Origin of the sequence: Actinokineospora sp., assembly GCF_050699995.1 — a bacterium.
Classification (GTDB): Bacteria; Actinomycetota; Actinomycetes; order Mycobacteriales; family Pseudonocardiaceae; genus Actinokineospora.
On record NZ_JBOHGC010000184.1, the window covers coordinates 1 to 26,699 of the forward strand.

Genomic DNA, 26,699 nt, shown 5'->3' on the forward strand with positions numbered 1-26,699 from the left:
AGCTCGCCCGGCTCGCCGCCGCCAACGTCCCTGGCGCCCACCCGGACAGCTGGTACGGGCTGCCCGAGCTGTCGAGCATGGAACCGTTGCGCGCCAGGGCCGAGCCGGTGCGCGTGTCACCGTCCACTGTGGAGGTTCTGGCCAAGTGCCCGCTGCGGTGGGTCGTCGAGCGGCACGGCGGGCAGGACCCGGTCGAACTCGCCGCCGTCACCGGAACACTCGTGCACGCGCTGGCGCAGGCCGCTGCTTCCGGCGCGTCGCGTGAGGAGCTGATGGCGGAGCTGGACAAGGCGTGGACCAGGGTCGACGCGGGCGCGCCGTGGTTCTCCCGCCGCGAGCAGCAGCGGGTGCGCGCCATGGTCGACACGTTCCTGACCTGGGTCCGCGACACGCGTGGCGAACTGACCCAGGTCGCCGTCGAACGCGACGTCTCGGTCGACCTGCCCGACGGCATCACGGTGCGCGGCCGGGTCGACCGGCTGGAGGTCGACAACGAGGGCCGCCCGGTGATCATCGACCTCAAGACCGGCAAACAGCCGATCAGCGCCGACGACGCCAAAGAACACCCGCAGCTGGCGGTGTACCAACTGGCCGCCGCCTACGGCGCCTTCGCCTGCGACGGCCTCGCCGACGCCCCCGGTGGCGCGCGTCTGCTGTACGTGGCCAAGAAGAGTCGCGGCAAAGCCACCGAACGCGGCCAGGAACCTTTGCACGGCGAGATTGTGGACCACTGGCTGAACATCGTCCGCGACGCCGCGGGTTCGATGGTGGGCCCGGAATACGACGCTTTCGAAAGCCCGGACTGCCCCCGCTGCCCGGTGCGTTTCACCTGCCCGCTGCACTCCAGCGGCAGGCAAGTGACCGAATAACACTCGAACAGGTGATCGATATGGACGCGTGCTGGATTGGGCCGTTCGGCGGGGTACATTGGGCTCATGAGCGCGATGTGGCCGATGCCTGACCCGCGGCGTCACTACACGGTGGAGGAGTTCGCCTCTTTACCGATGGACCGCGCCCATCGGTACGAACTCGAAGAAGGCAGAGTCATTGTGAGTCCGCGGCCTGCCCGCAGACACATGCTCCTCATCGGCGACTTGCATGCCCAGATCCGGTGGCAGTTGCCGAAGTCGATGCTGGTGTTCCCGGAGATCGATGTGGATCTCCACCTCAGCCCGCCGGTGGTTCGCATTCCGGATCTGTGCATCACGCAGGCGGATGTGCTCGACCTGCCCGGCTTCACACCCGCGGCGAAAGTGCTGGTCGCGATCGAGATCCTCTCTCCCGGATCGTTCCATACCGACACTGTCGTCAAACCGATGGAATACGCCGACGCCGGGATCCCGTACTACTGGCTGATAGATCCGCAGCCACCGGTTACGGCGACCTTGTACACCTTGGTGGGCGAGAACTATGAGGAGTCGTTGCGGGGAGAGAAGACTTTCGATATTGATGCGCCGTGCCCACTGCGGATCGACTTGGACGCGCTGACACCGTGAACTTGAGCTGACGGTGAGTCTTCCGCTGCCTGGGTTGGCCCTCGTCGGTCCCCGTGAACTCGCCCACGAACTCGGCCTGCCGCCACCCACCGCCGAGCAGTGTTTGGTCATCGCCGCCCCGCCGGACCCCGCGCTCGTTGTCGCGGGTGCGGGGGCGGGCAAGACCGAGACGATGGCTGGGCGCGTGGTGTGGTTGGTGGCCAACGGTTTGGTCACCCCGGAGCGCGTCCTCGGCCTGACCTTCACCCGCAAGGCGGCCCGCCAGCTCGCCGACCGAGTGCGGTCCCGGCTGCGCAGGCTGGCGGGTTCACGGCTGCTTGACAAGCTCGACCCGTCGGGGGAGCGGCGAGCCGCCGTGTTCGCGGGCGAGCCGACGATCCTCACCTACCACGCCTACGCCGGCCGCATCGTCGCCGAACACGGGCTGCGGCTGCCGGTCGAGCCGGGCGCGCGGCTGCTGACGGAGACGGCTTCCTGGCAGCTGGCGCACCGAGTGGTGTCCACGTGGAACCACGACCTGGAAACCGATCTGGTTCCCGCGACTATCACCAAATATCTGCTCGCCGTCGCGGGGGAGCTGTCCGAACACCTCATCGACGAAGCGGCCCTAGCTCGGCACGCCGAGACCGTGTGCGCGCTCATCGAGTCCGCGCCGCGGGCCAAGGGGCAGCGCGCCGACTTGTCCCAGGATCTGCAGAAAGTCCTTGTCACCCAACGCTTCCGGGTGGCGCTGCTGCCGATGGTCGCCGCCTATTCCGACCGCAAGCGCCGTGAGGGGGCCGTCGACTTCGGCGACCAGATGTCGCTCGCGGCCAAACTGGCCGCCGGACACATCGAGGTCGTGCGCGGCGAGCGTGAGCGCTACGGCGCGGTGCTGCTCGACGAATATCAGGACACCGGCCACTCCCAGCGCGTGCTGCTGCGGTCGCTGTTCGGCAGCTCCCTCGAACATCCGAACGCGGAGCCGATGCCGGTCACCTCCGTCGGTGACCCGGCCCAGGCCATCTACGGCTGGCGCGGTGCCAGCGCGGCCAACCTGCCGCGCTTCACCACCGACTTTCCCCGGCGCGACAACGGAAAGCTGGTCCCCGCCACTCGCTACGGCCTGCTCACCAGCTTCCGCAACCCGCCGGAAGTGCTCGACCTGGCCAACGCCGTGTCCGCCCCGCTGCGCGCCCTCGGCCTCGAAGTCGACGAGCTCCGCGCGCGCGACGGCGCCCCCGCAGGCGACATCCGGCTCGCCCTGCTGTCCGATGTGGACACCGAGGTGCAGTGGGTGGCCAACCAGGTCGCCGACCGCTGGCACGCGGCCATCGAGGAGCACGACAAGCCGCCGACGGCCGCCGTCCTCGTCCGCCGCCGCGCCGACATGGCCGACCTTGCGAGCGCCCTGCGTGAACGCGGGCTCCCGGTGGAGGTCGTCGGCCTCGGCGGTCTGCTCGACGAACCAGAGATCCGCGACCTGGTCAGTGCCCTGCGCGTGCTCATCGACCCGCTCGCGGGCACCGCCGCCGCCCGGCTGCTGACCGGTTCCCGCTGGCGCATCGGCGCGGCCGACCTCGCGGCGCTGTGGGGCCGCGCCCGAAAACTGGCCGACACGTTCGCCGGCGAGCCGGTCAGCGAGGCCGCGGCCTCCGACGTCCTGCCCGGCGAGGGCGTCGAACAGGCGGGCCTGGTCGACGCGATCGACGACCCGGGCCCGAAGGAGGCCTACTCCGAACTCGGCTACGAACGCATCCGCTCACTGGGCTCCGAGCTGACCATGCTCCGCCGCAGGCTCGACCAGCCGCTGCCCGAACTCGTCGCCGACGTCGAACGCACCATGCAACTCGACATCGAGGCCACCGCCCGCCGCGGCGGCGCGGGCCGCGCCCACCTCGACGCCTTCGCCGACGTCGTCGCCGACTACGCGCGCGCCAGCCCGTCGGCGAGCCTGCCCGCCCTCCTCGACTACCTCGCCACCGCCGAAGCGGCCGAGGACGGTCTCGAACCCGGTGAGGTCGAGGTCGCCGAAGACCGCGTCCAGATCCTGACCGTGCACTCGGCGAAGGGGCTGGAGTGGGAGATCGTCGCCGTGCCGCACCTGGTCCGCGAGGTCTTCCCCAGTGGCAGGCGCGGCGGAAGCTGGCTGCGCGCGGTCACGGAGATGCCCGCCGACCTGCGCGGTGACGCCGCCGACCTGCCCACGCTCGACCTCACCAGCGCCGCCGACCGCAAAGAGGTCGAACAGGCCCTCAAGGCGCACAACGAGGATTTCGCCGAACGCGGCCTCGTCGAGGAACGCAGGCTGTTCTACGTCGCGCTCACCAGGTCCGAGCGGTCGCTGCTGGTCTCCGGCCACTGGTGGGGCCGCACCGGGGCCAAACCGCGCGGCCCGTCGGACTTCCTGACCGACCTGGCCGACTACGTCACCGAACAGCAGTGGCCCGCCGAACTCGTCGACGTCTGGACCCCGCAACCCGAGGAGGGCGCCGACAACCCGATCGCCACCGCGGTGAAGACCGCCACCTGGCCCGCCGACCCGCTGCGCGACCGCCGCTCCGACGTCGCCACCGGCGCCGCCCTGGTCCGCGCGGAACTCACGGCCATGCGCGAAGGCGAGGTCTTCGACGACGAACCCGACGACCCCGACGGCTGGGTCCGCGACACCGACGTCCTCCTCGCCGAACGAGCGGCCGCGTCCGCCCGGCGCGAACAGGTCGTGCTCCCGGACCAGCTGTCGGTGAGCCAACTCGTCGAACTCGCCGCCGACCCGGAGGCCCTCGCCAGGCGCCTGCGCAGGCCGCTGCCGTTCCCGCCGAACCCGGTCGCCCGGCGGGGCACCGCCTTCCACGCCTGGCTGGAGAAGCGCTTCGGCTCCCGCGCCCTGCTCGACCTGGACGAACTCCCCGGCGCCGCCGACGACGGCGCCGCCCCCGACGAAGACCTCGACACCCTGCGCGAAGCGTTCCTCCGCAGCGAGTGGGCCGACCGGGTGCCGCACGAGGTCGAGGTCCCGTTCTCCACCGAGATCGACGGCGTCGCCGTGCGCGGCCGCATGGACGCCGTGTTCCTGGACCTGGACGGCGGCTGGACCGTCATCGACTGGAAGACCGGCAGGGTCCCCGACGAGGAGCACCTGCCCGCACTGACCGTCCAGCTCGCCGCCTACCGCCTGGCCTGGGCCGGCCTGTCCGGTGTCGACATCACCGAGGTCAGGGCCGCGTTCCACTACGTCCGGCAGGACACCACCCTGCGTCCGGTCGACCTGCTCGACGCCGACGGGCTGCGCACCCTCCTGCGGTCGGTGCCGGTGCCGGAGCCCAAATAGACCGCCGAACGAAATGGCCGCGAGCCCGCCCAGCCGACAGGCCCGTGATCCGGTTAACCTGCCCACGTGAGTCAGTGGATCCGGCGGGGGAACCCATGAAACGCAAGCTGAGGATGTTGGGCCTCTCCGAACGGGCCGAACACGAACTCGTCGGCATCCTGCGGATGCCCGAGTCCAGCGTCAGCCCCGTCACCGCGATCGCCCGGCGCCTCGTCTGGGCTGTCCTCGCCCTGTTCTCCGCGGTCCTCATCGTCTACTTGGACCGCGACGGCTACCGCGACGTCAACGCGGACGGCATCTCGTTCCTGGACGCCGTCTACTACGCCACCGTGTCGCTCTCCACGACCGGATACGGCGACATCACGCCCGCGAGCGACTCGGCCCGGCTGATCAACATCCTGGTGATCACGCCGCTGCGCATCCTGTTCCTCATCGTCCTGGTCGGCACCACGCTCGCGGTGCTGACCGAACGGTCCCGTCAGGTTTTCAAGATCCAAAGGTGGAGGTCGAAGGTGCGCGATCACGTGGTCGTCGTCGGCTACGGCACCAAAGGCCGCTCCGCGGTCAGCGCCGTGCTGTCCGACGGGATCGACCCGAGTCGGATCGTGGTGGTCGACACCGACCAGGCCATGCTCGACGCGGCGTCGCTGCTGGGACTGGTCACCGTGCACGGCTCGGGCACCCGCTCGGACGTGCTGCGGGTGGCGGGGGTGCCGAGGGCCAAGTCGGTCGTCGTCGCCGCCAACCGCGACGACTCGGCTGTGCTGATCACCCTGACCGCCCGTGAGATGGCGCCGAAGGCACAGATCGTCGCCGCCGTGCGTGAGACGGAGAACGTCCACCTCGTGCGCCAGTCCGGCGCCAACCAGGTCGTGGTGTCCAGCGAGACCGCGGGCCGCCTGCTGGGCATGGCCACGCACACGCCGACCGTGGTCGACATGGTCGAGGACCTCATCACCCCCGACGCGGGTTTGGCCATCTCCGAGCGTGAGGTCGAGGACAGCGAGGTCGGCGGTTCACCCCGGCACCTGCCCGACATCGTCCTGGGCATCGTCCGCGCCGGAAAGCTCTTCCGCGTCGACTCGTCGGAGGCCGACGCCATCGAGACCGGCGACCGAATCCTCTACATCCGCAAGGTCACTCCCGCAGACGACTAGTCCGCCTCCCCGGAATTTTATGTTCGGGTCACCTACCAGGTGATGCTGCAGACGGGTGGGCAACCGTGGCCGTGATTCGTCGCGGTCCCCTTAGGTGCGGTCTTGGCGTGGCCGCTGTGTCAGAACCGCCTGGCCGGACTTACCGGACAGGACCTAGTCCGAAAACATGAGATTCCGGGGAGGTGGCCCAGTCTGCGAGGATCCGTGGGTGCGGTTGCCGCCTGAATTGAGACTGCCCGCCGCCCAGGCGGCGGGGTCGGCGCTGTTCAGCATCCTCGTGGCGATCCTCATCTCGCTGACCGGCGCACTCGGCCTCTGGTCGAACTCCGAGGTACGGGTGGAAGTCGACGCCAAGGTGGTCGAGGCGGTCGGCTGCGCCAAGGCCGACCGGCCCGAAGAGGTCACCTACCAGCGCGACGGCCGCGAGGAGCGGGTCAAGCTCGACGCCTGCGGCCACGAGGAAGGCGAGCCCGTCCGGATCGCCTTGGGCGGGGAGACCGCCAGCCTCGCCCACGCCCGGACCTCCGCGACCACCGACGCCCGACAGCTCGGCGTCGTCCTGTGTGTGTTCGCGGGGATCGCGGGCGCGGGCTTCGCCGAGCTGTACCGGCGAACGGCGGGCGCCCCGCTCAGGAAACTTCCGCTGGGTCCATGAGCCAGGTGTTGCACTGGTAGGTCCGGTTCTTCGTGAACCCGTGTTCCATCCACGCGCCGTTGTGCTGCGGTGTTCCGTGGTCGCGGATGCGTCCTTCCCAGTCACCGCGCTGGTAGGCGTCGGCGAGGGCGTCACCGATGATCGGGTCGGTCACCGACCCGGCACCGTGTTGGGCCCCCGCGAACCACATACCCGCGAAGCAGGACGACTCGAGTTCGAGCCTGCGCGAGAGTTCGAGGCCGGCCGGAGTCTGGTCGCCCGCCTCGAACCGCGCGTCGCCGTAGGCTTCGAAGATCCCGGTCAGGTTCTGCACGTGGTGACCGAACTCGTGCGCGAAGATCGACAGGTAGATCCCGGACTTGTTGCCGTACCGCTCGGTGTACAGCCCCGAGAACGGCATATAGATCGTGTTGTCCGTGGGGCAGTAGAACGCGGGCGCCTGGCTTTTGGTCACCGACCCGCACGGGCTGCTCCACGATGTGCCCGTGGGCATCTTGACCACGGGCCGCGAGTACGGCAGACCCGCGCGCGCCATCGTGGGTTGCCATCCCTGCTCCATGCATGGCAGGGCGGCGTTGAAGTATGCCTCGGCGGCAGCCGGTTCGCTGCGCCACGCCGGCAGGGCGCACGTGGCCGCGTTGACCCCGTTCTCCGACCTGAAGACCGGGTTGTCGCCGAGGGCATAGACCGGTTGTGGCTCAGCGGGTGTGGTCTTCGTCGGCGTGGTCGTCGTGGTGCGGCCCGGTCGCGATGTCGTGGTGGTGGTAGTGGTTGTCGTAGTGGTTGTCGTCGTGGTGGTGCGGCCTGATGTCGCCGTCGTGTACGTCGTCGTCGGCGAGGAGTAGCCGACGTCGTTCGAGCGGCGCCTGTCCTTCTGCATGAACCCGAAGCCGGCCGCCGCCGCGATCATCACGGCGACCAGGGTGATCGCGACGATCGGCCCGGTGTTGGACTGCTTCGGCATAGGTGCGTACATCGGCCGCCACGGCTGTGGAGCGAAGTGGGGCTGACCGTACGGCGGCCTACCCGGCGGCGGCCCGTACCGCGGGCCACCCGGTGGCGGCGGGCCTGCGGGAGCGGCCCCGTGGGGAGGACGCCCGGGCGGTGGGAGCGGCCGGGCGAACGGCGGCGGCGCGACCGGCATCGGTGGCGGGTAGGGCCATTGTGGGCGCCACGGCCCCCCAGGCGGCTGAGTCATTGTTCCCCCGTCGTAGATTTCGCCAGACGGTGCGTGAGCATATGGGCGCTCGGCTATCGTTCGCTGGCGTGTTCACGAATTGGGGGGTAGCCACCGCGACTGTGGTGGCCGGGATCTCGTTGTCCGCAGCTCAGCCGTCGTTTCCGTCGCCACCGCCGGACGCGCCCACGATCGACTTCCCGGTGCCGAAACCAGGTGCGACACCGGGGCCGAGCACATCCGGGGCGCCGTCGATCGATCCGCGGCCGCCCACGGCGAGCAGGCCGGGCCGACCGGAGCCCTCCGGTGTCCCGACCACACTCCCGCGCAGCGTCAACATCCAGCTCAAAGTCGAGCGCGACGGCAGGTTGACGGTGATCGAGCAGGTCATCGTCCAAGCCAAGTCCAGGATGACCCGGGTCGCCCCGCTGCGTATCGGCGACCGCGTGTTCACCGTGCGGGACGTCACGGTGGACGGCAAGGGGACCGCCGAGGCCACCGGCGACACCTTCACCATCAAGCTGGACGAAGGCGCGTCGACCGTCAGGTACACAGTGGATGGCGCGGTGGCCGACTTCGGCGACCACCTCCAGGTCCGATGGCAGGTGGCCAACGGATGGGACACCAGGCTCATCTTCCTGCGCGCCTCGCTGCTCACCCCCAAGCCTGGCAGCAACTTCGTCTGTCTCTCGGGCCAGTCGGGCACCGAGGACCGGTGTGACTCCGCGCTGATGGACGCCAGCGGCATCTTGCGGGTGGTGCAGACCGACATCGACGTGGGTGCCCGGGTCGATCTGAGCGCCGACCTGCCCGCCGGGCTGGTGCCCGCCAACGCGCGGTTCGAGAACACGAAGACCGGCGCGTTCGCGCTGACCCCGGTCAGCGGCGCCGCTCTCGGGCTGCTGGCTCTGCTCCTGCTCGGTGGCTTCGGCGCGCTGTGGGTCGCGCGGGGGCGCGACACCAAGGCCGCCGCGGCCGAGGTCGAGCCGGTCGAGGTCCTCGTCACCGAGGGCGGCCGGGTCGTGTTCGCCTCGCCCGATGGCGTGCTGCCCGGCCAGGCGGGCACGGTGATCGACGAGGTGGTCGACGCCCGCGACCTGACCGCCACCGTGATCGACCTCGCGGTGCGCAACTACCTGTGGATCACCGAGTCCGGCGACGACTGGCAGGTGGTCGGCCGCAATCCCGCCGACGACGCGCTGACCGACTACGAGCGCGCGGTCTACCGGGCGCTCCTCCCCGACGGCGCGGAATCGGTCACGGTCTCCGCGCTGCGGTCCAGCCCGCCCAACACCGGCGACGCCCGCTCCGCCGTCCACGCCGACTCGGTGGCTCGCGGCTGGCTCAGCCGCACGCCCGCCAAGCTGAAGCTCGCCGGAGCGGTGCTCGCGGTCGTCGGTGTCGCCGCGACCGTCGTGCTCACCCTGACCGTGGGACACGCTCTCGCCGGTGTCGCCCTGGTGATCGGCGGCCTCGCCCTCGCCGTCGGCGCGCTGTTCCTTCCCGCGCGAACCAAGCGCGGCGCGCTGCTCGTCCAGCAGGTGCGTGGGGTCCACGGGTACCTGAAGTCGGTGCCGCCCGAGTCGGTGCCCGCCGCCGACCGAGAACTGGTTTTTTCCCGTTCGCTGCCCTACGCGGTCGCACTGGAGGAAGCCGAGCAGTGGCTGGGCCGGTTCGCCGCCCTCGACGTCGCCGCGGACGGCACGCCGGGCCTCTACTGGTACGGAACCCAGGACGACGCCTACGACCAGGCCCGATTCGCGGAGCGCTTCCACGCCTTGATCGACAGCGTCGACGGGATCTTCGGCAAGCGCTGATTATCGACCCTGATCACGTTCGTGTTACCCCCGTCTGAGCAGCGAAAACTCAGACGGGGGTGGGCTGGTGATCGAATATGCACACGGGGTACCGTTCGCGCACTTTCGATCGTCGATCATTTACCCGAATGGTCATCTCCAGGGGAGGCGCGTTGCTCACTACCGTGACTCGTGTCGTCCTCGCGGCAGCGGTAGGCCTCACCATGGCTGTCACCGCATCCCCCGCGATGGCGCAAGAGCAGCCCACGACCCCAGTAGTCGAAGAGCCGACAGAGGTCGAGCGGCCCTCCGTCCTGCTTCTGGCGGTGGCTTCCTGCGCCGACGGCGTAGGAGCGGTCGATGTGCGGGTGCGCGACGATCGAGACAAGCCGTACTCGATCGCGCTGACCCACGCTGACGGCGCCCCCTTCGGCAAGGCGAAGGACACCGAGCTCACCAAGCACGATGACCACCTCACGACCTTCCTCAACGTGCCGCCCGGCCAGTACACGGTGCGGCCGAGCGAGGGAACGCAGCCTTCCGAGTCGGTCGACGTGGTCGTCAAGCCGTGCGGCGAGGTCGAGCCGGGAGGTGAGAACCTCGCTGTCGAGGTGGAGTGCAAGGCGGGCTGGGGCATCGTCACATTCACGGTCACGAACCCGACCAGCGGCGAGGCCAAGAGCTACTTCCTCAAGACCGGCGATCTGTCGACGCAGTTCCTGATCGAACTCGGTGAGGGCCAGTTCCTGCGTATCGCCGAGAACGGCTACGAGGACGGCAAATTCTCCGTCACGCTGACCGGCGACAGCATCAAGCCCATCACCAAGGACTTCACCGTCGCCTGCGCCGCGGAGAACGCGCCGAAGCTCGACGTCTCCGCGAACTGCGACAGCCGGGGCAAGGAAGACGTCACCGCGCCCGCGCCGCTCTACGTCGACCTGACCAACCCGAACCGGGCGCCCGTCGAGTACAAGATCAAGGCGGGCGGCGACGAGCGAGTCGTCACCCTGGCGGGCGGGGAGAGCGCGTTCCTCGAATTCGAGCCGCTGACCCCGGGCCTGCACACCGTGACCGTCACCGGCTCCGACGGCACCGTCACGGAGGCCAAGGTGGCCGTGGACGACTGCACCGGCGTCGACATCGACGAGGACGGCCTGCAGGTCGAGGTTCGCTGCGCGGGCACCAAATCCGTCGTGACGTTCCGGTTCTTCGACATCGGCGGCGAGTACCCGCTCAGCCGTGACTTCAGCGTCGACGGCGAGGACCGCTACAGCGAGAAGGTCGTCTTCGCCGACGAGGGCTCCTACCAGTGGACCAAGCACACCGGCACCTTCGCCGATGGCGAGTACACCGCGCGGCTCGTCGGCGCCGGGCTGAACACGGTGGAGAAGTTCACCGTGAAGTGCGCCGACCAGCCCGGCGCCACCACCGAGCCCACGACGACGGGCCCGGCGCCGAGCACCACGCCCGCCCCGCAGGCGGGCACCGCCCCGGCGGTCGACGACACCCTGCCGGTGACCGGCGCGGCCGTGGGCACGATGGTCGCCCTGGGCTTGGCGGCGCTGGGTCTTGGCGGCTTCCTGGTGATCACCGCACGCCGCAAGCGCTCGGCCAAGTAGGGCAGCACTCGGGCGGGCCCACGACGGCCCGCCCGAGTTGTCCACAGGCGAACGCCAGACCCTGACGCGACCCCACCCCGCTCCCGTAGGCTCGTCGGGTGACCGTTTCCGAGCTGCACAGGTACACCCTGTCCAACGGGCTGCGCGTGGTGCTCGCCCCAGATTCGACCTCGCCCGTCGTCGGCGTGAGCGTGCACTACGACGTCGGTTTCCGGTCCGAGCCCGAGGGGCGGACAGGGTTCGCCCACCTCTTCGAGCACCTGATGTTCCAGGGCAGTGAGAGCCTGGAGAAGCTCGCGCACTTCCGGCACATCCAGTCCTCCGGCGGCACCTTCAACGGGTCGACCCACCCGGACTACACCGACTACTTCGAGGTCCTGCCGTCGGCGGCGCTGGAGCGGGCGCTGTTCCTCGAGGCCGACCGGATGCGCGCGCCGAAGCTGACCGAGGAGAACCTCCGCAACCAGATCGACGTGGTGAAGGAGGAGATCCGGCTCAACGTCCTCAACCGGCCGTACGGCGGATTCCCGTGGATCCTGCTGCCGCCGGTGCTGTTCCAGACCTTCCCCAACGCGCACAACGGTTACGGCGGGTTCGAAGACCTCGAGCAGGCCACCGTCGCCGACTGCGCCGCCTTCTTCGACACGTACTACGCGCCGTCGAACGCGGTGCTCACGGTGGCGGGCGACTTCACCGTCGAGGGCGCCCAGGAGCTGATCGAGAAGCACTTCGGCGACGTCCCCGCGCGTCCCCGCCCGGAGCGGCCGTCGTTCGCCGAGCCGCCGCCCGCGGGCGAGGTGCGCTCCGACCACGAGGACCGGCTGGCCCCGCTGCCCGCCGTCGCGCTGGGCTACCGCATCCCGGACCCGATCGACGAACTCGACGCCTACATCAACTACTTGGTTCTCGCGGGCGTGCTCGCCGACGGCGACGGCTCACGCCTGCAGCAGCGCCTGGTCTACGGCGACCAGCTGGTCACCGATGTGGGCGCCGGTTGCGGGCTGTTCGGCCCGTTCGAGGCACGCGACCCGGACACCTTCACGATCACGGCGATGTACTCGCCGGAGGTCGACGTCGACACCATCCTCACGGCCATCGACGAGGAGATCGACAAGCTCGCCAGCACCCCGCCCGACGCGGAGGAACTGGCCAAGGTGACCGCCCGCTGGGCCGCCACGCTGCACAAGGAGCACGACCGCCTGGTCAGCCGCACCCTGGCCCTGGGCGCCTTCGAACTCCTCTACGGCGACCCGGCGCTGGTGTACTCGCTGCCGGAGCGCATCTCCGCGATCACACCCGACGCGGTGTCCGCCGCGGCCAAGTCCCTGCGCCCGGACTCCCGCGCCGTGCTGACGATCTCGCCCGCCCCTGTAGCCGCGGAGTGAGGTCCCAGCACACCCCACCCGGGGGCACCCGCGCGTCGTTGTCCTGCACGTCCGAGTCCACATCCCAGCCGGCGCGCCAGTCCGCCGCCACCGTCTTCGCAGGAGGAGTCCAGTGAGCCGCAGCGCCGACGAGATCGGGCGGACCGAGCGGGGCCCGCGTCCCCTGCCGCCCCTGGGCGAGCAGCGGGCGGCCACCGGTCTGTCCTCAGTGGACAAGGTGCTCGACAACGGGCTGCGCGTCATCGCCGTCCACCAGCCGACCGTGCCGATGATCGAGCTCCGGCTCCGAATCCCGTTCGCGGGCGACGACCTGATGCACGCCGCCCGGGCCGAGGTCTTGGCCGCCACCATCCTCACCGGCACCGACAAGCGGGACCGGATCGCCTTCGACACCGACCTCGCGCTCGTCGGCGGTGAACTGTCCGCCGTCGTCGACCCCGAGTTGCTGTCGATCGGCGGCAACGCCCTCGCCTCCGGGTTCGACACCCTCCTCGACGTCCTGGCCGACGCGCTTACCGGCGCCACGTACCCGGACGACGAGGTCGAAGGTGAGCGCGGCAGGCTCATCGAGCGCATCACGGTCGCGCGCTCGCAGCCGAGCGTGATCGCCCGCCAGGCCCTGCAGAAGCACCGCTATGGCGACCACCCGTTCACCCGGGAGATGCCCGAGGCAGGCGACGTCGCCGTCGTCGAGGCCGCTGACGTGCGGGCCTTGCACACGGCGTGCGTTCTGCCGCGCGGCTCGGTGCTCGTGCTGGTCGGCGACGTCGAACCGGCCCGTGCCATCGCCGCCGTCGCCGGCGCCTTGGCGGACTGGAAGTCCGACAAGTCCGCTTCGGTGCTGCCGCCGCTGCCCGAGATCACTCCGCAGGACCTGCTGCTGGTCGACCGCCCGGGTTCCGTGCAGTCCCAGTTCCGGCTGTCGGCGCAGGCGATCAGCCGTACGGACCCGCGCTATCCGGCGCTGCAGTTGGCGAACCTCGCCTTCGGCGGTTTCTTCTCCTCCCGGCTGGTGGAGAACATCCGCGAAGACAAGGGCTACACCTACAGCGCCCGCTCCTCCCTGGAGTTCACCCCCGACGGCGCGACCGTGCTGGTCGACACCGACACCGCGAGCGCGGTCACCGCGGGCGCGCTGCTGGAGATCCGGTACGAACTCGGCCGGATGGCCATGGCGCCGCCCACTGAGTCCGAAGTGGACACCGTGCGCCAGTACGCGATCGGGTCGCTGCTCACCTCGACGTCCTCGCAGGGCGGCCTCGCCTCGCAGATCGCCGCGCTGGCCATCCTCGGTCTGGGCGTCGACTGGCTGACGCGGCACCCCGACCGGCTCAAGGCCGTCACCGTGGAGCAGGTCGCGGAGGCGGCGCTGGAGTTCTTCGCCCCCACCCGCTTCACCGGCGTCATCGTCGGCGACGCCGCCAGGCTCACCGCCCTGCGTGCGCTGGGCGGGGTAACCCTGCAATGACAGCGGACATCAGGACCGGCGAGCCCTTCCGGCTCGCCGGTCCGCCCGCCCTCTCCCGCACGACAACCGTGCGCGACGAGGCCGTGCGCAAAGACCCGGCCCGGCTCGATGAGCTATGGCGTCGTGGCAAAGTCCTGTTGCTCGACCGAACCGGCCGCACCCCGGTCACCGACGACGCCACCACCCTGCTCCTGCGCGACGCCGCGAGCATCCAGGCCGAACGCCCTGAGGAAGCCTCCCTCCTCGGCGAACAGGGCGACGTCGCGTACTGGTCGGTCCCAGCCGCCGAACCCATGCGCCCAGACCCGGTTGTCCCGCCCAACGCCTGGGGCCTATGGCCCGGCGCGGTGTCGGAGGCGGGCGAACAGTGGCACGACCTCCGCGGTGTCGGCGCGCTCCTCAACGACACCGACGCGGGCCTGCTCACCGCCGCCGTGGCCTTGGCCAACTGGCACGCCCGAGCCCGCTACTGCGCCAAGTGCGCCCACCCGGTTACCCGCACCTGCGCCGGCTGGGCGACGAAGTGCACCGGCTGCGACCGCGAGGAATACCCGCGCACCGACCCAGCCGTCATCGTCCTCATCCGCGACGACGAGGACGAGTACGTTCTCCTCGCCCGCCAACCCATCTGGCCCCCGGACCGGTACTCGGTCCTCGCGGGTTTCGTGGAGGCAGGCGAGTCCCTGGAAGCCTGCGTCGAACGCGAGATGGAAGAGGAAGTCGGAGCCAAAGTCAGCGACATCCGCTACCTGGGCAGCCAGCCGTGGCCCTTCCCCCGCTCCATCATGATCGCCTTCGCCGCCCAAGCCGACCGAACAGCCGACGTCCACCTCGCCGAAGGCGAAATCGAAGACGCCCGCTGGTTCACCAAAACCGAGATCCGCACCGCGTTCGAGGCCGGGGGAGCGGGGGAGGGAGTGGGAACGGGACTCATCCTGCCCGGCCCGACCTCCATCGCCCACCACATGCTCCGCGCATGGGCGGGACAGTAGGAGGAGGCGAGGGCCGGCCAACAGGGGTGCGGGTGCTGCCGGGCGGCACCTGCCCATGGGCTCCGGGGCCATGGGCAGGCGGGTTGTTGATCCGATAACAGATGCTCAGGACCCCTGACTGACGTCCACGGTGTCCCTGCCCGACCGAAGTCGCCTGCAAAGACAAGACAAACTCAGACCAGCGACTCTTCCTCGACCACCGGCCCAGCGAACTGAGCCTGATACAGCGCCGCATAAGCCCCACCCGCGGCCAGCAGCCCATGATGGCTGCCCTGCTCCACGATCCGCCCGTCCTCCATCACCAAAATCAGATCCGCGTCCCGAATCGTCGACAGCCGGTGCGCGATCACAAACGACGTCCGATCCGACCGCAACGCCGCCATCGCCTGCTGCACCAACAACTCCGTCCGAGTGTCCACAGAGGACGTGGCTTCGTCCAGGATCAGCAGCGCCGGGTTCGACAGGAACGCCCGAGCGATCGTGATCAGCTGCTTCTCACCCGCGCTGACGTTCGACCCCTCCTCATCGATCACCGTGTCGTACCCATCCGGCAGCGAGTGCGCGAACCGGTCCACGAACGTCGCCCGCGCCGCCGCCAGGATTTCCTCCTCCGAGGCGGTGGGACGGCCGTACGCGATGTTGTCCCGGATGGTCCCGTGGAACAGCCAGGTGTCCTGCAGCACCATCCCGACCTGCCCCCGCAGCTTCCGGCGAGGCATCGACGCGACGTCCACGCCGTCGAGGGTGATGTGGCCGGAATCGAGGTCGTAGAACCGCATGATCAGGTTGACCAGCGTGGTCTTGCCCGCGCCCGTCGGCCCGACGATCGCCACCGTCTGACCGGGTTCTGCCACCAGTGACAGGTCCTCGATCAGCGGCTTCTCCGGCTCGTAGCGGAAACTGACGTCCGCGAACTCCACCCGGCCGCGCGACACCGAGGCGGCCGAGCCCGGCGAGTCGGCGGGTTCCTCCGCAGCGTCGAGTAGTTCGAAGACGCGCTCCGCCGAGGCGACACCGGACTGCAGGAGGTTCACCATGGACGCCACCTGGGTCAGCGGCTGGGTGAACTGTCGCGAGTACTGGATGAACGCCTGCACGTCACCCAGGCTCATCGTCCCCGACGCCACCCGCAGGCCGCCGACGACCGCGATCACCACGTAGGTCAGGTTCCCGAGGAACATCATCGTCGGCATGATCAGGCCGCTGGCGAACTGCGCGCCGAAACCTGCTTTGAACAGTTCCTCGTTCTGCTCGGCGAACTGCCGCTCGACCTCACGCCGCCTGCCGTAGACCTTCGTCAGGGCGTGCCCGGTGAAGGCCTCCTCGACGTGGGCGTTGAGTTTGCCGGTGGCCCGCCACTGCGCGATGAACTGCTTCTGCGAACGTTTCATGATGGCGCCGGTCACCGCGATGGTCAGCGGGATGGTGACGATCGCGATCAGGGCCAGCGCCGGGCTGATCCAGAACATCATGGCGAGCACACCGACGACGGTCAGCAGCGAGGTGAGCAGCTGGCTCATCGTCTGCTGCAGCACCTGGGAGACGTTGTCGATGTCGTTGGTGACCCGGCTCAGCAGTTCGCCGCGCGGCTGCTTGTCGAAGTAGGACAGGGGAAGCCGGTGGATCTTGTCCTCGACTTCGGCGCGCATCCGCAGCATGGTCCGCTGGACGACGCCGTTCAGCAGCAGTCCCTGGGTCAGGCTGAGCACCGCCGAGCCGACGTACAGCACCAGCACGATGGTCAGCACCGTGCCGACCGCGCCGAAGTCGACGCCTTGGCCGGGCAGGACGTTCATCGACGAGAGCATGTCGGCGACCCGGTCGTCGCCCGCCGCGCGCAGGCGCTCGACGGCCTCCTCCTTCGTGACGCCCGCGGGCAACTGCTTGCCGAACAGGCCCTCGAAGATGAGGTCCGTCGCCGTGCCGAGGAGCTTCGGGGCGATGGACATCAGCGCGACACTCGCCACGGCGAGCGCCAGCACCGCGAGCACCTTCCCGCGTTCCGGTGCCAGCCGGGCGAAAAGCCGCTTCGCCGACGGGCCGAACGTCATCGACTTCTGCCCGACCAGGCTCGACCCGAACGGGCCACCGCGTCCCGGCCCGCCCATGCCCTGGACGCGCTCGGTCACCTCCATCGTGGTCATGCCGCGTCCTCCGCGCTGAGCTGCGAAGCGACGATCTCCGCATAGGTCGGGCAGGTCTCCAACAGCTCGTCGTGCGTGCCGAGCCCGACGAGCTCGCCGTCCTCCACCACCACGACCTGGTCCGCTTCCAACACGGTAGACACGCGCTGAGCGACGATGATCACCGTCGACTCCCGTGTGACCGGCCGCAGCGCCGCCCGCAGCCGCGCGTCGGTGGCCACGTCGAGCGCGGAGAAGGAGTCGTCGAACAGGTAGATCTCCGGTCGTCGCACCAAAGCGCGGGCGATGGCGATGCGCTGACGCTGCCCGCCGGACAGGTTCGTCCCGCCCTGGGAGATCGGCGCGTTCAGTCCCTCGTCCAACGCCTCGACGAAGTCCCGCGCCTGCGCGATCTCCAGGGCCGCCCACAGTTCCTCGTCGGTCGCGCCCGGTTTGCCGTAGCGGAGATTCGACGCGATGGTGCCGGTGAACAGGTACGACTGCTGCGGCACCAGCCCGATCTTGCTCCACAGCACGTCCTGGTCGAGCCGCCGGACGTCCTCACCGTCGACCCGCACGACACCGCCGGTGGCGTCGAAGAGCCGCGGAATCAGGTTGAGCAGCGTCGTCTTGCCCGCGCCGGTCGACCCGATGATCGCCGTGGTCTGCCCTGGCCTGGCCGAGAACGACACGTCGCACAGCACCGGGTCGGTCGCGCCGGGGTAGGCGAACGACACCCGGTCGAAGTCCACCTCGCCGCTGGCCTTGACCGACATCACGGGGTCGGGCGGCGGCACCACCGAGGAGTCGGTGTCGAGCACTTCCTTGATCCGCGCGGAAGCCACCGCCGCGCGCGGGACCATCATCAGCATGAAGGTCGCCATCATCACGGCCATCAGGATCTGCATGACGTAGTTCAGGAACGCGGTCAGCGAACCGACCTGCATCAGGCCGTCGTCGACCCGGTGCCCACCGAACCACAGCACGCCGATCACCGACACGTTCATGATGAACATGACGAACGGGAACATCGACGCCATGTAGCGGCCGGTCTTGGTGGCCACGTCGGCGAGCGCGGTGTTGGCGCCGGCGAACCGCGCGGTCTCGAACGGCTCACGGACGAACGCGCGGACCACGCGGATGCCGGTGATCTGCTCGCGCAGCACCCGGTTCACATCATCGACGCGAACCTGCATGTCCTGGAAGCCAGGGATCATCCGCTTGATGATGAAACCCAACCCCACGAACAGAATCGGCACGCAGACCAGCAGCAGCCAGGACAGGCCGACATCCTCCTGCAGTGCCATGACAACGCCGCCGACCATCATGATCGGCGCGGCGACCATCATCGTGGTCGTCATCATCACCAGCATCTGCACTTGCTGAACGTCATTGGTGACGCGGGTGATCAGCGACGGCGCGCCGAACTTGGACACCTCGCGCGACGAGAACGAGCCGACCTGCTCGAACACCCCCGCCCTCAGGTCGCGGCCGAACCCCATCGCGGTCTTCGCGCCGAAGTGCACCGCGATGACCGAGCAGGCGATCTGCACGAGCGACACCAGCAGCATCCACGCCCCGACGCGGACGATGTAGCCGGTGTCGCCGTTGACGATGCCGTTGTCGATGATGTCGGCGTTCAGGCTCGGCAGGTAGAGCGACGCCATCGTGCCGACCAACTGCAGGCCGACGACGTAGGTGAGCCAGGTTCGGTATCTGGACAGGTACTCCCCGAGCACCTTGATCAACATCAGTGTTCCCCCTCTTTGGTGACGCCGTGGAGCAGGACGCGAGCGATCTCGTCCGGTGTGATTTCCTCAAAGTCCATGCCGGGGTGCCGCGAGCCGAACACGAGGCTGCGGAGTGCGATCGCGGCGGTCTCGGGTGGGACCGAGAGCTCGTCGCGGTGTTCGGCGAACATCTCGGTCAAGGCGGCGTGCAGCGACCGGTTGGCCTCGACGATGACCTTCGGTGGGCCGTCCGACGGTCGATCGCCGGACATCAGGAAGCCCCGGACGGCGATCATCACCGCCATCGTCATGCGGAAGCGTTCAAGCAGGTGAGTGGTGATGCGCAGCACCTTGTCGGGCAGGTCGACCGCGCCTTCCAGTGCGACGGCAACCGTTTGCGCCCGGTCTTGCGGGTTCATCGTCTCCTCGGCGGCGGCAACCATCAGGGCGCACTTGTCGGGGAAGGCCCGGAAGATCGTGCCCTCGGCGATACCCGCCGCTTCGGCGATCTGTTTCGTCGTGACGGCTTGTCCATGCTCGACGAGCAGGGGAATGACAGCTCTGACGATCGCCTTGCGGCGGTCGTCCGGGGTCATGCGTGGGGCTCGCTGCCGCTCGGTCACCTGGGCGAGTGTAATGAGTGAGTGCTCACTCATCAACCGAATTGTCGGCGGGCGCCGTTCGACCGGCTTCGGATCAGCTGAGGTCGGCCAACAGCAGAGGCAGGACTACCTCTTCTTCGACTGCCCAACCCGCGCGCAACGCCTCGGTCAACGCGGGCTCCCACGGCGCCGCGCCCGGATCGGCGCCCAGCGCTGGGAGGTCGACATTCTCCGCCCGTGCCAGGTCGAGGCCTTCGCGGTAGTCGCCTGCGCCCATCCGCCACGGCGTGCCGTCGGTCAGGTCCAGGACCTGCCTGGTGAGCAGCAAGCCAGTGCGGTCGAAATCCGCGTGACAGCGGATCCGCGCGCCAGACGCCGCCAATCGCGACAGGACCTGGCGGGCGACGGTGTTCAGGTGGCCGGAGAGGCAGACCAGCGGCTTGGTGAGTCCGGCGTCGATCGCGGCTTCGACCAGGCGCGGGTTCTCGCACACCCACACGGTCGTCCCCGGTTCCACCAGGTCATGCGGGGCGGCGACCAGGTCGCGGAGGTCCGCGTGGCGCGGCAGCGGCAGGCCGACACTCAGGACGGTGGTCGACAGGCCGTCCGGCGCGACACCGCAGCGCTCCCACAGGGCGCGTTCCTCGCCCACGGTCTTCGGGAAGTCGAGGCCGTGCGCCAAGGCCGCGGCGCGCAGCACCAGGCCCGCGATCTTCTGGCCCCGGTCCAAGTCGCGCGGGCGGGCGGCCAGGTCGGACCGGGCCATCCACTCGGCGGGGATCGCGCCGGGGGTGAGGGTGAGGCGCGACAGGATCGAGGTGGCCTCGGCGGCCGGTTCGGCGAGCCGCTCCGGCGGGATCTTGGCATACCGGCGGACATGGTCGATCCACAGCGACGCCCAAGGGGCCGTCCGGAGTCCGGCTGTGGTCAGGGCTTCGCTGAGGATCTCGTCGGACCACTCACGCCGGGACGCGTCGACCGAGGGCTGTTCCGGGCTGCACACCGCCGCCTCGCCGTGGACGGCGGCGAGCACCTCGTCGAGTCCACAGTGGAACTCGCCCGCGCGCAGCCGCTCGTCGAGGTCGGCGACGGCGATCGTCGTGCCGACCAGCGCGGTCAGCTCCCTGCCGATCAACGCCGACACAGCTGCCGCGGCGGCCGGATTCGGTGCCTTGTAGCCGAGTTTGACCTGCCCGCGCGCGACCGCCCTGCGGGCCTGGCGCCACAACACCTCGTACTCGGGACGGCCGTAGACCTCGCGCATCGTCACGGGTCGTCCCGCTCCAGGCCGCCGCCGTCCCAGGTCGTGTGCGTGCACGCGACACCGTGGCCGGACTTGGGGCGCAGCACGTCGTAGATGTGCATGCGCGGGATGCGGTCGGACACGCCCCAGCCGCTGGGCCAGGTGATCACCCAGTCCATGTCGAGGTCCACGAGCAGACCCAGCATGCGGGCGATGGTCGGGTCGTCGAGCCGCTCGAACGCCTCGTCGAGCAGGACCAGCCGCAGCGGCGATATCCGTGACGTGGCCGCGACACCAGCGCTGATGGCGCCGTAGAACGCCGCCGCGGCAGCGAAAAGGGTGACGTACGAGATAAGTCGGGTCTCGCCGGAGGAGAGCTGGCGCAGCCGCCGCGAGCGCGGCTTGCCATCCGGGGCGCTGTCGCGGACCCGCACGGTGAAGGCGAACCAGGAGCGGTAGTCCAAGGCACGCGCCAAGATCTCGGTGTAACCGCCCGACGCGGAGTCGCGTTCGGCCTCGATGCGGTCGGTGAAGACCTGCTGCAGCCTGGCGTCCTGCTCCTCGCTGCGATCGGCGAACGGCATCCGCAGCAGCCGCAGAGCCTCCACAGTGGACTCGTCGAGCCACGCGGCGGGCTGCCAGTCGAGCTGGACGTGCACGCCCTGGCTGGACCGGGCGGTGTCGAGCACGTCGTTCATCCGGCGGGTCAGGTCCTCGGCCACGGCGATCTGGCCGGACAGCCGCTCAGCGAGTTCCCGGACCAGGTGCAGGGCGAAGATCCCCTGGTACTGCTCGGTGAGGAAGCCCCGGCGTTCGACCAGTCGGTCGGCGACCCGCTTGGCGGCGACCGCGACCGGTGCCGGACCTTCCTCGGCGGACACGACGACGGTGAGGATTCCGGCGTGCCGCTCGGGCAGCACGTTGTGCGTGCCCGCCAGCGAAGCCTGCAGCGCCTGCAGCTTGGTGAGGACGTTCTCCTCGCTCGGCAGCCGCTTCGCCTGCGACACCGCGGTTTCCAGGAGGGCGAACGCCTCGTCGTCGTCGGCCGGGCGGTCGGAGTCGACCGCGGCGGGCCACACGCCCGGGGCGGCCAGCGCGTCGGTGAACGCCCGCGCGGCTGTCGCGGCGGCGGCCCGCTTCCCGTCGATCTCGGCGACCCGGGTGTCGAGCAGCGTCTGCGTCTTCACCACCTGGTTGGACAGCTCCGTCGTGGCCTTTCGTGCCGCGGGCAGCTCCTCCCGTGTGGTCCGGCGTTGCCGCTCCAGCTCGGTCAGCTGGCGGGCCACGCCTTCGGCCTCGCCGCCGATCGCGGAGGTCAGCTCGGCCAGCGCGGCGGCTTCCCGGTGGAACGCCACGCACTTCTCGTTCGCGACAGCCTCGGCGGTGTCGCGGTCGTCGACGGCGGCGTTGTGGTCGTGCAGCGCCTCGACCAGGTCGCGGACCGTTCCCGCGCACCGCTTGGCAAGCGCGTCGCGCAGGCTCTCGGCGGCACCCCTGGCCTGCGTCGCCGCGCGGTGGGCCTGGCGCAGCGCCTCGGTGTCGGCGGGCAGCCCGGCCGCGCCCGCGTCCTGGGCCAGCTCGGTCTCCATCGCCTTGACCCGGCCGTCGGCGCTGAGGTGCTCGGCGCGCATAAGGTCGGCCTTCGCCGAGGTCTCCGCGGCCAGCCGCTCGGACTCGATCGCGCTGACCCGGCCGGCGATGAGGTCGCGGTCGTCCGGGAACGCGTCGAGGTGCGACTCCCACACCTCGACGGCCTGAACCCGGTGGCGCAGCTCGGTTTCCGCGTCCGCGAGCTGCTCGTGCATCGTCTCCAGGGCGGCGCCCAGCTCGGTGATCGACCGCTTGCGCGCGGCTTCCCGAGCGCCCGCCCCGACGAACTCGGCGTCCTTTTTGGACAGCGCACCGGTGAGGACACCGGCACGCCAGCGGCCTGAGGACCACACGGTCAGGCCCGGGTGCTCACCCTCGTAGGACGCGGCGTCGAGCAATCGCGCCACCACGTCGGCCGGAACCGGGCTGTCCGGCTCGACCGCGGGCACCAGCACGGCGGACAGCGGGCGCGCCGCCTTGGTGTCCACGGTGGCGAGCACGTCGGTGACCGCCGGGTCGGCGAGACCGTCGGCGGTGACCCACGCGTTGAGCAGCCCGCTGGACTGCAGGGCCGCCTCAAGGCCGGGATCGGCGTTGCCCGAAGCGAAATCGACCAGGCGGTAGAACGGCCTGCCCGTCGCGGAGTCGCGCTCCGTGTCGGCGTACTGCGGCAGCGGGGGAGCGGCGTCGACACCCTTTCGCAGCTCGATCAGCCGCGCCTCGGTGTCCTTGATCCGGCCGACGAGGTCGTCGACGACCTGGCGGGCGCCCACGACCTGCTGGCGCAGGGCGGAAAGGTGCGGTGCCGCCCACTGCCGCGCCGAGTCCCGCGCCTGCCTTCCGGCGTCCGGCAGTTCTTCGATGCGAGCGACCGAGGGCTGGCCGGGCGGGCGCGGGGCGTGGTCCTCGGCGAACGGGCCCGCCTTGCTCCACGCGCGCGCCTGCTCGCACCACATCTCCGCGGCGACGCCGAACCGTTGGCGCGCCTCGTTTCGACGTCCGGCGGCCTCGGTGGCCTCGATCCGCGCCTCGCGCGCCTTCGTCTGCAGACGGTCGAGTTCGGCCCGCTCGGCGTCGAGCTTGCGCGCGCGCTCGTGCAGCGACATCGCCAGTGCGCCGCGCTGGGCGAGCCGCGATCCGGCCTCGGTGACCCGAGCGGCGGCGGCGGTCAGCTCCGCGTCCAGCTCGTCCGGGGCGATCTCCGGCGGCGTGCGGCGCTGGATCTCCAGCGGCTCGGCCTCCGGGTCGGGCTTGGCCCGCACCTTGTCGGACATGGTGCGCGGCAAGGGCTTCGGGGCGACCGGCAGCGGCGGGCACAGGCTCGGGTCGAGTCCGGCGGCGACCAGTCCATCCACTGTGGAGTGTGCGAGTTCGGTGGCGTCCTCAAGGTCGCAGCCGAGCCTGCGCAGCACCGTCAGCACGGTCTCGACCGCGCGGTCGGCGTGGTTGCGCTGGGTGGCGGCGTTGTCGAGCGCGGCGCCCGCCGCCTCGCGGGTGCGCTCGACGAGCCGCTCGCGGTCCTGCAGGTCGCGCAGCCCCTGGTAGGCGGGCAGCGACTTGAGCGAGTCGATGCTGTTCTCCAGCTCGGCGTCGCGCTCCTCCAGCAGCTGGACCTTCTCCTCGGCGGCGCGGTGCTTGCCGCTGTCGGCGGCGAGTTTCCCTTGCAGGGTGCGAATTTCGGCGTGCGCCTTGTCGAGGACGCCGTTCGCTCCGGCGGCCCGGCCGCCCGCCGCGTGCAGGGCGTTGAGGGCGTAACCCGAGTAGCCCGAAAGGAAAGCGCTCATCGCCTCGTCGGCCGAGCTGAGGCGCCCGATGTTCTCCCGGATCGATTCCAGGTCCTCGAAGGAGGTCGCGAGCTGCTCGACGACGCCGATGTCGAGCGGCGGCAACGCGTCGGAAAGGATCTGCTCGAGCTGCCCATCCTGGACCTTGAGGCCGATGTCCGGGTTGCGCAGGGTGCGCTGCAGGTGGAGCAGGTCGCCGTAGCGGCCGCCGGGCACGCCGTACACCGTCTCGGCGACCTTGGCGCGGAACGCGGCCTCGTCGTAGATCCGGTCGGCGCCAAGGACATCACGCAGCGCGGCGGGGCCGAGCGGCACCCGGTCGGCCGAGGCGAGGTGGAAGTGGGTGCCGACGCGAGAGGGCGTGACGAACCGCCACGAGTCGCTGATCTGCTGCGACGTGGCGGAGGCCTTCACGCCGATGCCGCAGGTCAGGTACTCGTCGGAGCCCGCGGCGTCGGTGCGGTGCAGCTCGATCCACGCGTAGCCGATGCGGTTGGGGCCGCCGTCGTAGTCGTCGAGCATGAGCCTGCGGATCGACACCGTGCCCGCGCCCTTGGACCCCAGGTAGCGCAGGTCGCCGTCGAGGCACAGCGGCAGCAGCAGCTCCAGGGTGCGCGACTTGCCGGAGCCGTTGGTGCCCTGGAAGATCGCGCGTCCGCCGGAGAAGTCGAAGGTCTGCTCGCGGTACTGCCAGATGTTGACGATCCCGCCCCGGTGCAGCCGCCAGCGGCCCACCGTCGTCGGATCGGCTGCCGTCTCATCCGGCGTGCTCACAGTTCCCCTTCCTCGTCGAACAGCGACCACCCCGGTTCGGGGGCGTACTGGACCGGCGTCACGGTGTTGCGCGCGGGTGTGTCGTCCGGCTGCGGCAGCCAGCGGTGCGCCGCCGGGCTGATGAGCCACCCGTCGTCGTCCGGCGCCGCCAAAGTCAGGCGGGTCAACAGGTCCGCGATCGAGGCGACAAGGGTCTCCAGGTCGTCGGTGGCCTGACGGGCCCACGCGGCCGGGTAGTCCTCGACCAGGTTCGCGCAGACCTCGCGCAGTCGGGCGGCCGACACCGGCACCCGCCCGTCCGTCCGGTCGGTCTCGTCGAGCAGTTCCGGCAGGGCGAGCAGAGCGATGCGAGCGACCGTACTCGTGCCGGGGAAGACCACGTCGGTCAGGTACTCCTCCGGGTCGGTCACGGCGACGCCCTCGGCCCGGGTCTCGGTGATCAGGCCGAAGCACCGCTCCAGCACGACGGATTCGCGGCGCTGCCTGCGCAGCAGCCAGTCGGCCTCGTCGGCGGGCAGGTCGGCGTGCAGTGTCACCGGGTTCTCGACGAGTCTGCGGCGGACGGCGTGCTCGACTTGGCCCGGTGCGGCGGCGATCGCGACGAGTTCCTCGGCGGAGTCGGCCTCGGCGAGCGAACCGGCGAGGAGTTGGCCCAGCAGGTCGGTGTGGATGGTGATCAGCGCCTCGGCGGGGGCCTCGCCGATCAGACCGGCGACGGTGCCGTCGGTCTCGCTGATCACGCCGAGGGCGATGAGGTGGCGTAGGGCGGCGGTCAGGGCGCGGCGGTCGGTGATGTCGTCGACGACCGCGATACCCGCCTCACTCGCGGTGGCGCGCACGTCGGCGACCAGCCGGGAGAGCAGCACCTGCCTGCCGACGCCGGTCAGGGCGGCCATCGTCAGGCAGACGTAGGCGTAGCCGCGTGGGGACAACGCCTGTTCGCCGCGGGTCGGGTCGGTGCCCGGCCCTGCCTTGTAGAGGCGCGCGAAGCGGCGCTCCACGACGAGCCGATAGCCCAGGAGCGCCGCGAACATCTCCTGCAGGGCGGTGCGGTAGCGGTAGGCCATCGGGAGGAGGTCGCCGTCCGGGCCGCCGGGGCGCAGCAGCGGATGGCGCAGCAGCACCTTCGCGCAGCGGGCGACGTTGGCCGCGTCGATGTCGGACAGGCCTGCCAGGGGGTCGCTGGCGTCAGCGCGCACCGCGCACCTCCGCCCGGGCGATCCCGACGACGGTGTCGCGCAGCGTCAGCGTGCCCGACGTGCTGCGGATCGTGGTGGTGCGGCCGGACTCCGGCGTGAGCGTGAGGGTCAGGCCGCGGACCTGGTCGGTCGCCGCGCCCGGGTCGTCGGCGTCTTCGCGCTGCGCCATGGCCAGGGTGAGGAGCTCGCAGAACGCGCCGAGCGCCTCCCCGGACAGCGTGACGTTGTCCAGGTCGGTGGCGGCGGCGGCCAGTTCGGCGGACGCCGACTCCCGGCGCTCGTCGGCCTCGCGGGCCTGGGCGAGCAGGCCCTGCTCGGTGATCGGGTCGTCCATGATCCGCGAGGTCCGCCCGCGCGCGCCACGGTCGCCGCGGCCGCGCACGCTCACCGACACGTCGACGGCGGGGCCGTCGCGCCAGGGGGTGTGCTCGTCGTCGCCGTCGTGCTCCGGCGCGGGCAGGAGGTTGCGCGCGGAGTACATGCCGAAGGCGGCGGCATAGATCGAGTGGGCCTCGTCGGGCGTTGCCGCGTCGAACCAGCCCGCGAGGCGGACCAGCTCCGCGCGCCTGCTCGGGAGCAGGCCGCCGCCGGTCGTGGCC

General features: G+C 70.3%; 19 protein-coding genes. 10 read left to right on the forward strand and 9 right to left on the reverse strand.

Annotated elements, in window-relative coordinates; genetic code table 11:
• The 5 genes from ACRDSQ_RS10035 to ACRDSQ_RS10055 form a co-directional block, all read left to right on the forward strand.
• A partial coding sequence (locus ACRDSQ_RS10035) for a RecB family exonuclease (protein WP_431420574.1) occupies positions 1 to 869 on the forward strand: 869 nt, incomplete at its 5' end.
• A gap of 66 nt (positions 870 to 935) precedes the next feature.
• A complete protein-coding gene (locus ACRDSQ_RS10040; protein WP_431420575.1) occupies positions 936 to 1,496 on the forward strand; it encodes a Uma2 family endonuclease in 561 nt (186 codons plus the stop codon).
• Positions 1,497 to 1,509: 13 nt separating this feature from the next.
• Positions 1,510 to 4,806 carry an ATP-dependent helicase gene (locus ACRDSQ_RS10045; RefSeq protein WP_431420576.1) on the forward strand — a complete coding sequence of 1,099 codons (3,297 nt, stop codon included), beginning with the start codon at positions 1,510 to 1,512 and terminating at the stop codon, positions 4,804 to 4,806.
• A gap of 95 nt (positions 4,807 to 4,901) precedes the next feature.
• Positions 4,902 to 5,963: a potassium channel family protein gene (locus ACRDSQ_RS10050; RefSeq protein ID WP_431420577.1), complete on the forward strand. Its 1,062-nt coding sequence runs from the start codon at positions 4,902 to 4,904 to the stop codon at positions 5,961 to 5,963.
• Positions 5,964 to 6,171: 208 nt separating this feature from the next.
• Positions 6,172 to 6,618 carry a hypothetical protein gene (locus ACRDSQ_RS10055; RefSeq protein WP_431420578.1) on the forward strand — a complete coding sequence of 149 codons (447 nt, stop codon included), beginning with the start codon at positions 6,172 to 6,174 and terminating at the stop codon, positions 6,616 to 6,618.
• On the opposite strand, the gene ACRDSQ_RS10060 is transcribed toward ACRDSQ_RS10055, so the two are convergent.
• Both ACRDSQ_RS10060 and ACRDSQ_RS10065 read right to left on the reverse strand, forming a co-directional pair.
• The gene (locus tag ACRDSQ_RS10060; protein WP_431420579.1) at positions 6,593 to 7,582 is read right to left on the reverse strand and encodes a neutral zinc metallopeptidase; all 990 of its coding nucleotides are present in this window, start codon (positions 7,580 to 7,582) and stop codon (positions 6,593 to 6,595) included. The genes ACRDSQ_RS10055 and ACRDSQ_RS10060 overlap by 26 nt on opposite strands.
• A 364-nt stretch (positions 7,583 to 7,946) precedes the next feature.
• Complete coding sequence (locus ACRDSQ_RS10065) at positions 7,947 to 8,186, reverse strand: hypothetical protein (protein WP_431420580.1); 240 nt, start codon at positions 8,184 to 8,186, stop codon at positions 7,947 to 7,949.
• Between ACRDSQ_RS10065 and ACRDSQ_RS10070 the strand changes: the two genes are divergently transcribed.
• The 5 genes from ACRDSQ_RS10070 to nudC all read left to right on the forward strand — a co-directional run bounded on the left by ACRDSQ_RS10070 (position 8,170) and on the right by nudC (position 15,055).
• Positions 8,170 to 9,612: a DUF2207 family protein gene (locus ACRDSQ_RS10070; protein WP_431420581.1), complete on the forward strand. Its 1,443-nt coding sequence runs from the start codon at positions 8,170 to 8,172 to the stop codon at positions 9,610 to 9,612. The two genes, ACRDSQ_RS10065 and ACRDSQ_RS10070, sit on opposite strands and share 17 nt — an antisense overlap.
• A gap of 164 nt (positions 9,613 to 9,776) precedes the next feature.
• Positions 9,777 to 11,210 (forward strand): LPXTG cell wall anchor domain-containing protein, encoded by a 1,434-nt coding sequence (locus ACRDSQ_RS10075; RefSeq protein ID WP_431420582.1) that lies wholly within the window; start codon positions 9,777 to 9,779, stop codon positions 11,208 to 11,210.
• A gap of 98 nt (positions 11,211 to 11,308) precedes the next feature.
• A complete protein-coding gene (locus ACRDSQ_RS10080) occupies positions 11,309 to 12,595 on the forward strand; it encodes a M16 family metallopeptidase (RefSeq protein ID WP_431420583.1) in 1,287 nt (428 codons plus the stop codon).
• 112 nt (positions 12,596 to 12,707) lie between these two features.
• Positions 12,708 to 14,063, forward strand: a complete 1,356-nt coding sequence (locus tag ACRDSQ_RS10085) for a M16 family metallopeptidase (RefSeq protein WP_431420584.1) — start codon at positions 12,708 to 12,710, stop codon at positions 14,061 to 14,063.
• Entirely contained in the window at positions 14,060 to 15,055 is a 996-nt protein-coding gene (nudC, locus tag ACRDSQ_RS10090) for an NAD(+) diphosphatase (RefSeq protein ID WP_431420585.1), read from the forward strand. The genes ACRDSQ_RS10085 and nudC overlap by 4 nt, the downstream gene beginning before the upstream one ends.
• 173 nt (positions 15,056 to 15,228) lie before the next feature.
• Here nudC and ACRDSQ_RS10095 read toward each other — a convergent pair whose 3' ends face one another.
• The 7 genes from ACRDSQ_RS10095 to ACRDSQ_RS10125 form a co-directional block, all read right to left on the reverse strand.
• Positions 15,229 to 17,163 carry an ABC transporter ATP-binding protein gene (locus ACRDSQ_RS10095; protein ID WP_431420591.1) on the reverse strand — a complete coding sequence of 645 codons (1,935 nt, stop codon included), beginning with the start codon at positions 17,161 to 17,163 and terminating at the stop codon, positions 15,229 to 15,231.
• A 32-nt stretch (positions 17,164 to 17,195) separates the two neighbouring features.
• A complete protein-coding gene (locus ACRDSQ_RS10100; protein WP_431420586.1) occupies positions 17,196 to 18,929 on the reverse strand; it encodes an ABC transporter ATP-binding protein in 1,734 nt (577 codons plus the stop codon).
• Entirely contained in the window at positions 18,929 to 19,531 is a 603-nt protein-coding gene (locus ACRDSQ_RS10105; RefSeq protein ID WP_431420587.1) for a TetR/AcrR family transcriptional regulator, read from the reverse strand. Before ACRDSQ_RS10105 ends, ACRDSQ_RS10100 begins: the two co-directional genes overlap by 1 nt.
• Before the next feature lie 73 nt (positions 19,532 to 19,604).
• Complete coding sequence (locus ACRDSQ_RS10110) at positions 19,605 to 20,774, reverse strand: DUF2399 domain-containing protein (RefSeq protein ID WP_431420592.1); 1,170 nt, start codon at positions 20,772 to 20,774, stop codon at positions 19,605 to 19,607.
• Positions 20,775 to 20,776: 2 nt separating this feature from the next.
• Positions 20,777 to 24,901, reverse strand: a complete 4,125-nt coding sequence (locus ACRDSQ_RS10115; RefSeq protein WP_431420588.1) for a TIGR02680 family protein — start codon at positions 24,899 to 24,901, stop codon at positions 20,777 to 20,779.
• Positions 24,898 to 26,100: a TIGR02678 family protein gene (locus tag ACRDSQ_RS10120; RefSeq protein WP_431420589.1), complete on the reverse strand. Its 1,203-nt coding sequence runs from the start codon at positions 26,098 to 26,100 to the stop codon at positions 24,898 to 24,900. Before ACRDSQ_RS10120 ends, ACRDSQ_RS10115 begins: the two co-directional genes overlap by 4 nt.
• A partial coding sequence (locus ACRDSQ_RS10125) for a DUF2397 family protein (protein WP_431420590.1) occupies positions 26,090 to 26,699 on the reverse strand: 610 nt, incomplete at its 5' end. The genes ACRDSQ_RS10125 and ACRDSQ_RS10120, both read right to left, overlap by 11 nt.

Bases quoted from the DNA above. Each gene is read 5' to 3' on its own strand.
- ACRDSQ_RS10040 (WP_431420575.1), top strand. From the start codon at position 936: ATGAGCGCGATGTGGCCGATGCCTGACCCGCGGCGTCACTACACGGTG.
- ACRDSQ_RS10050 (WP_431420577.1), top strand. From the start codon at position 4,902: ATGAAACGCAAGCTGAGGATGTTGGGCCTCTCCGAACGGGCCGAACAC.
- ACRDSQ_RS10060 (WP_431420579.1), bottom strand. From the start codon at position 7,582: ATGCCGAAGCAGTCCAACACCGGGCCGATCGTCGCGATCACCCTGGTC.
- ACRDSQ_RS10065 (WP_431420580.1), bottom strand. From the start codon at position 8,186: ATGACCTGCTCGATCACCGTCAACCTGCCGTCGCGCTCGACTTTGAGC.
- nudC (WP_431420585.1), top strand. From the start codon at position 14,060: ATGACAGCGGACATCAGGACCGGCGAGCCCTTCCGGCTCGCCGGTCCG.
- ACRDSQ_RS10095 (WP_431420591.1), bottom strand. From the start codon at position 17,163: ATGGGCGGGCCGGGACGCGGTGGCCCGTTCGGGTCGAGCCTGGTCGGG.
- ACRDSQ_RS10100 (WP_431420586.1), bottom strand. From the start codon at position 18,929: ATGTTGATCAAGGTGCTCGGGGAGTACCTGTCCAGATACCGAACCTGG.
- ACRDSQ_RS10110 (WP_431420592.1), bottom strand. From the start codon at position 20,774: ATGCGCGAGGTCTACGGCCGTCCCGAGTACGAGGTGTTGTGGCGCCAG.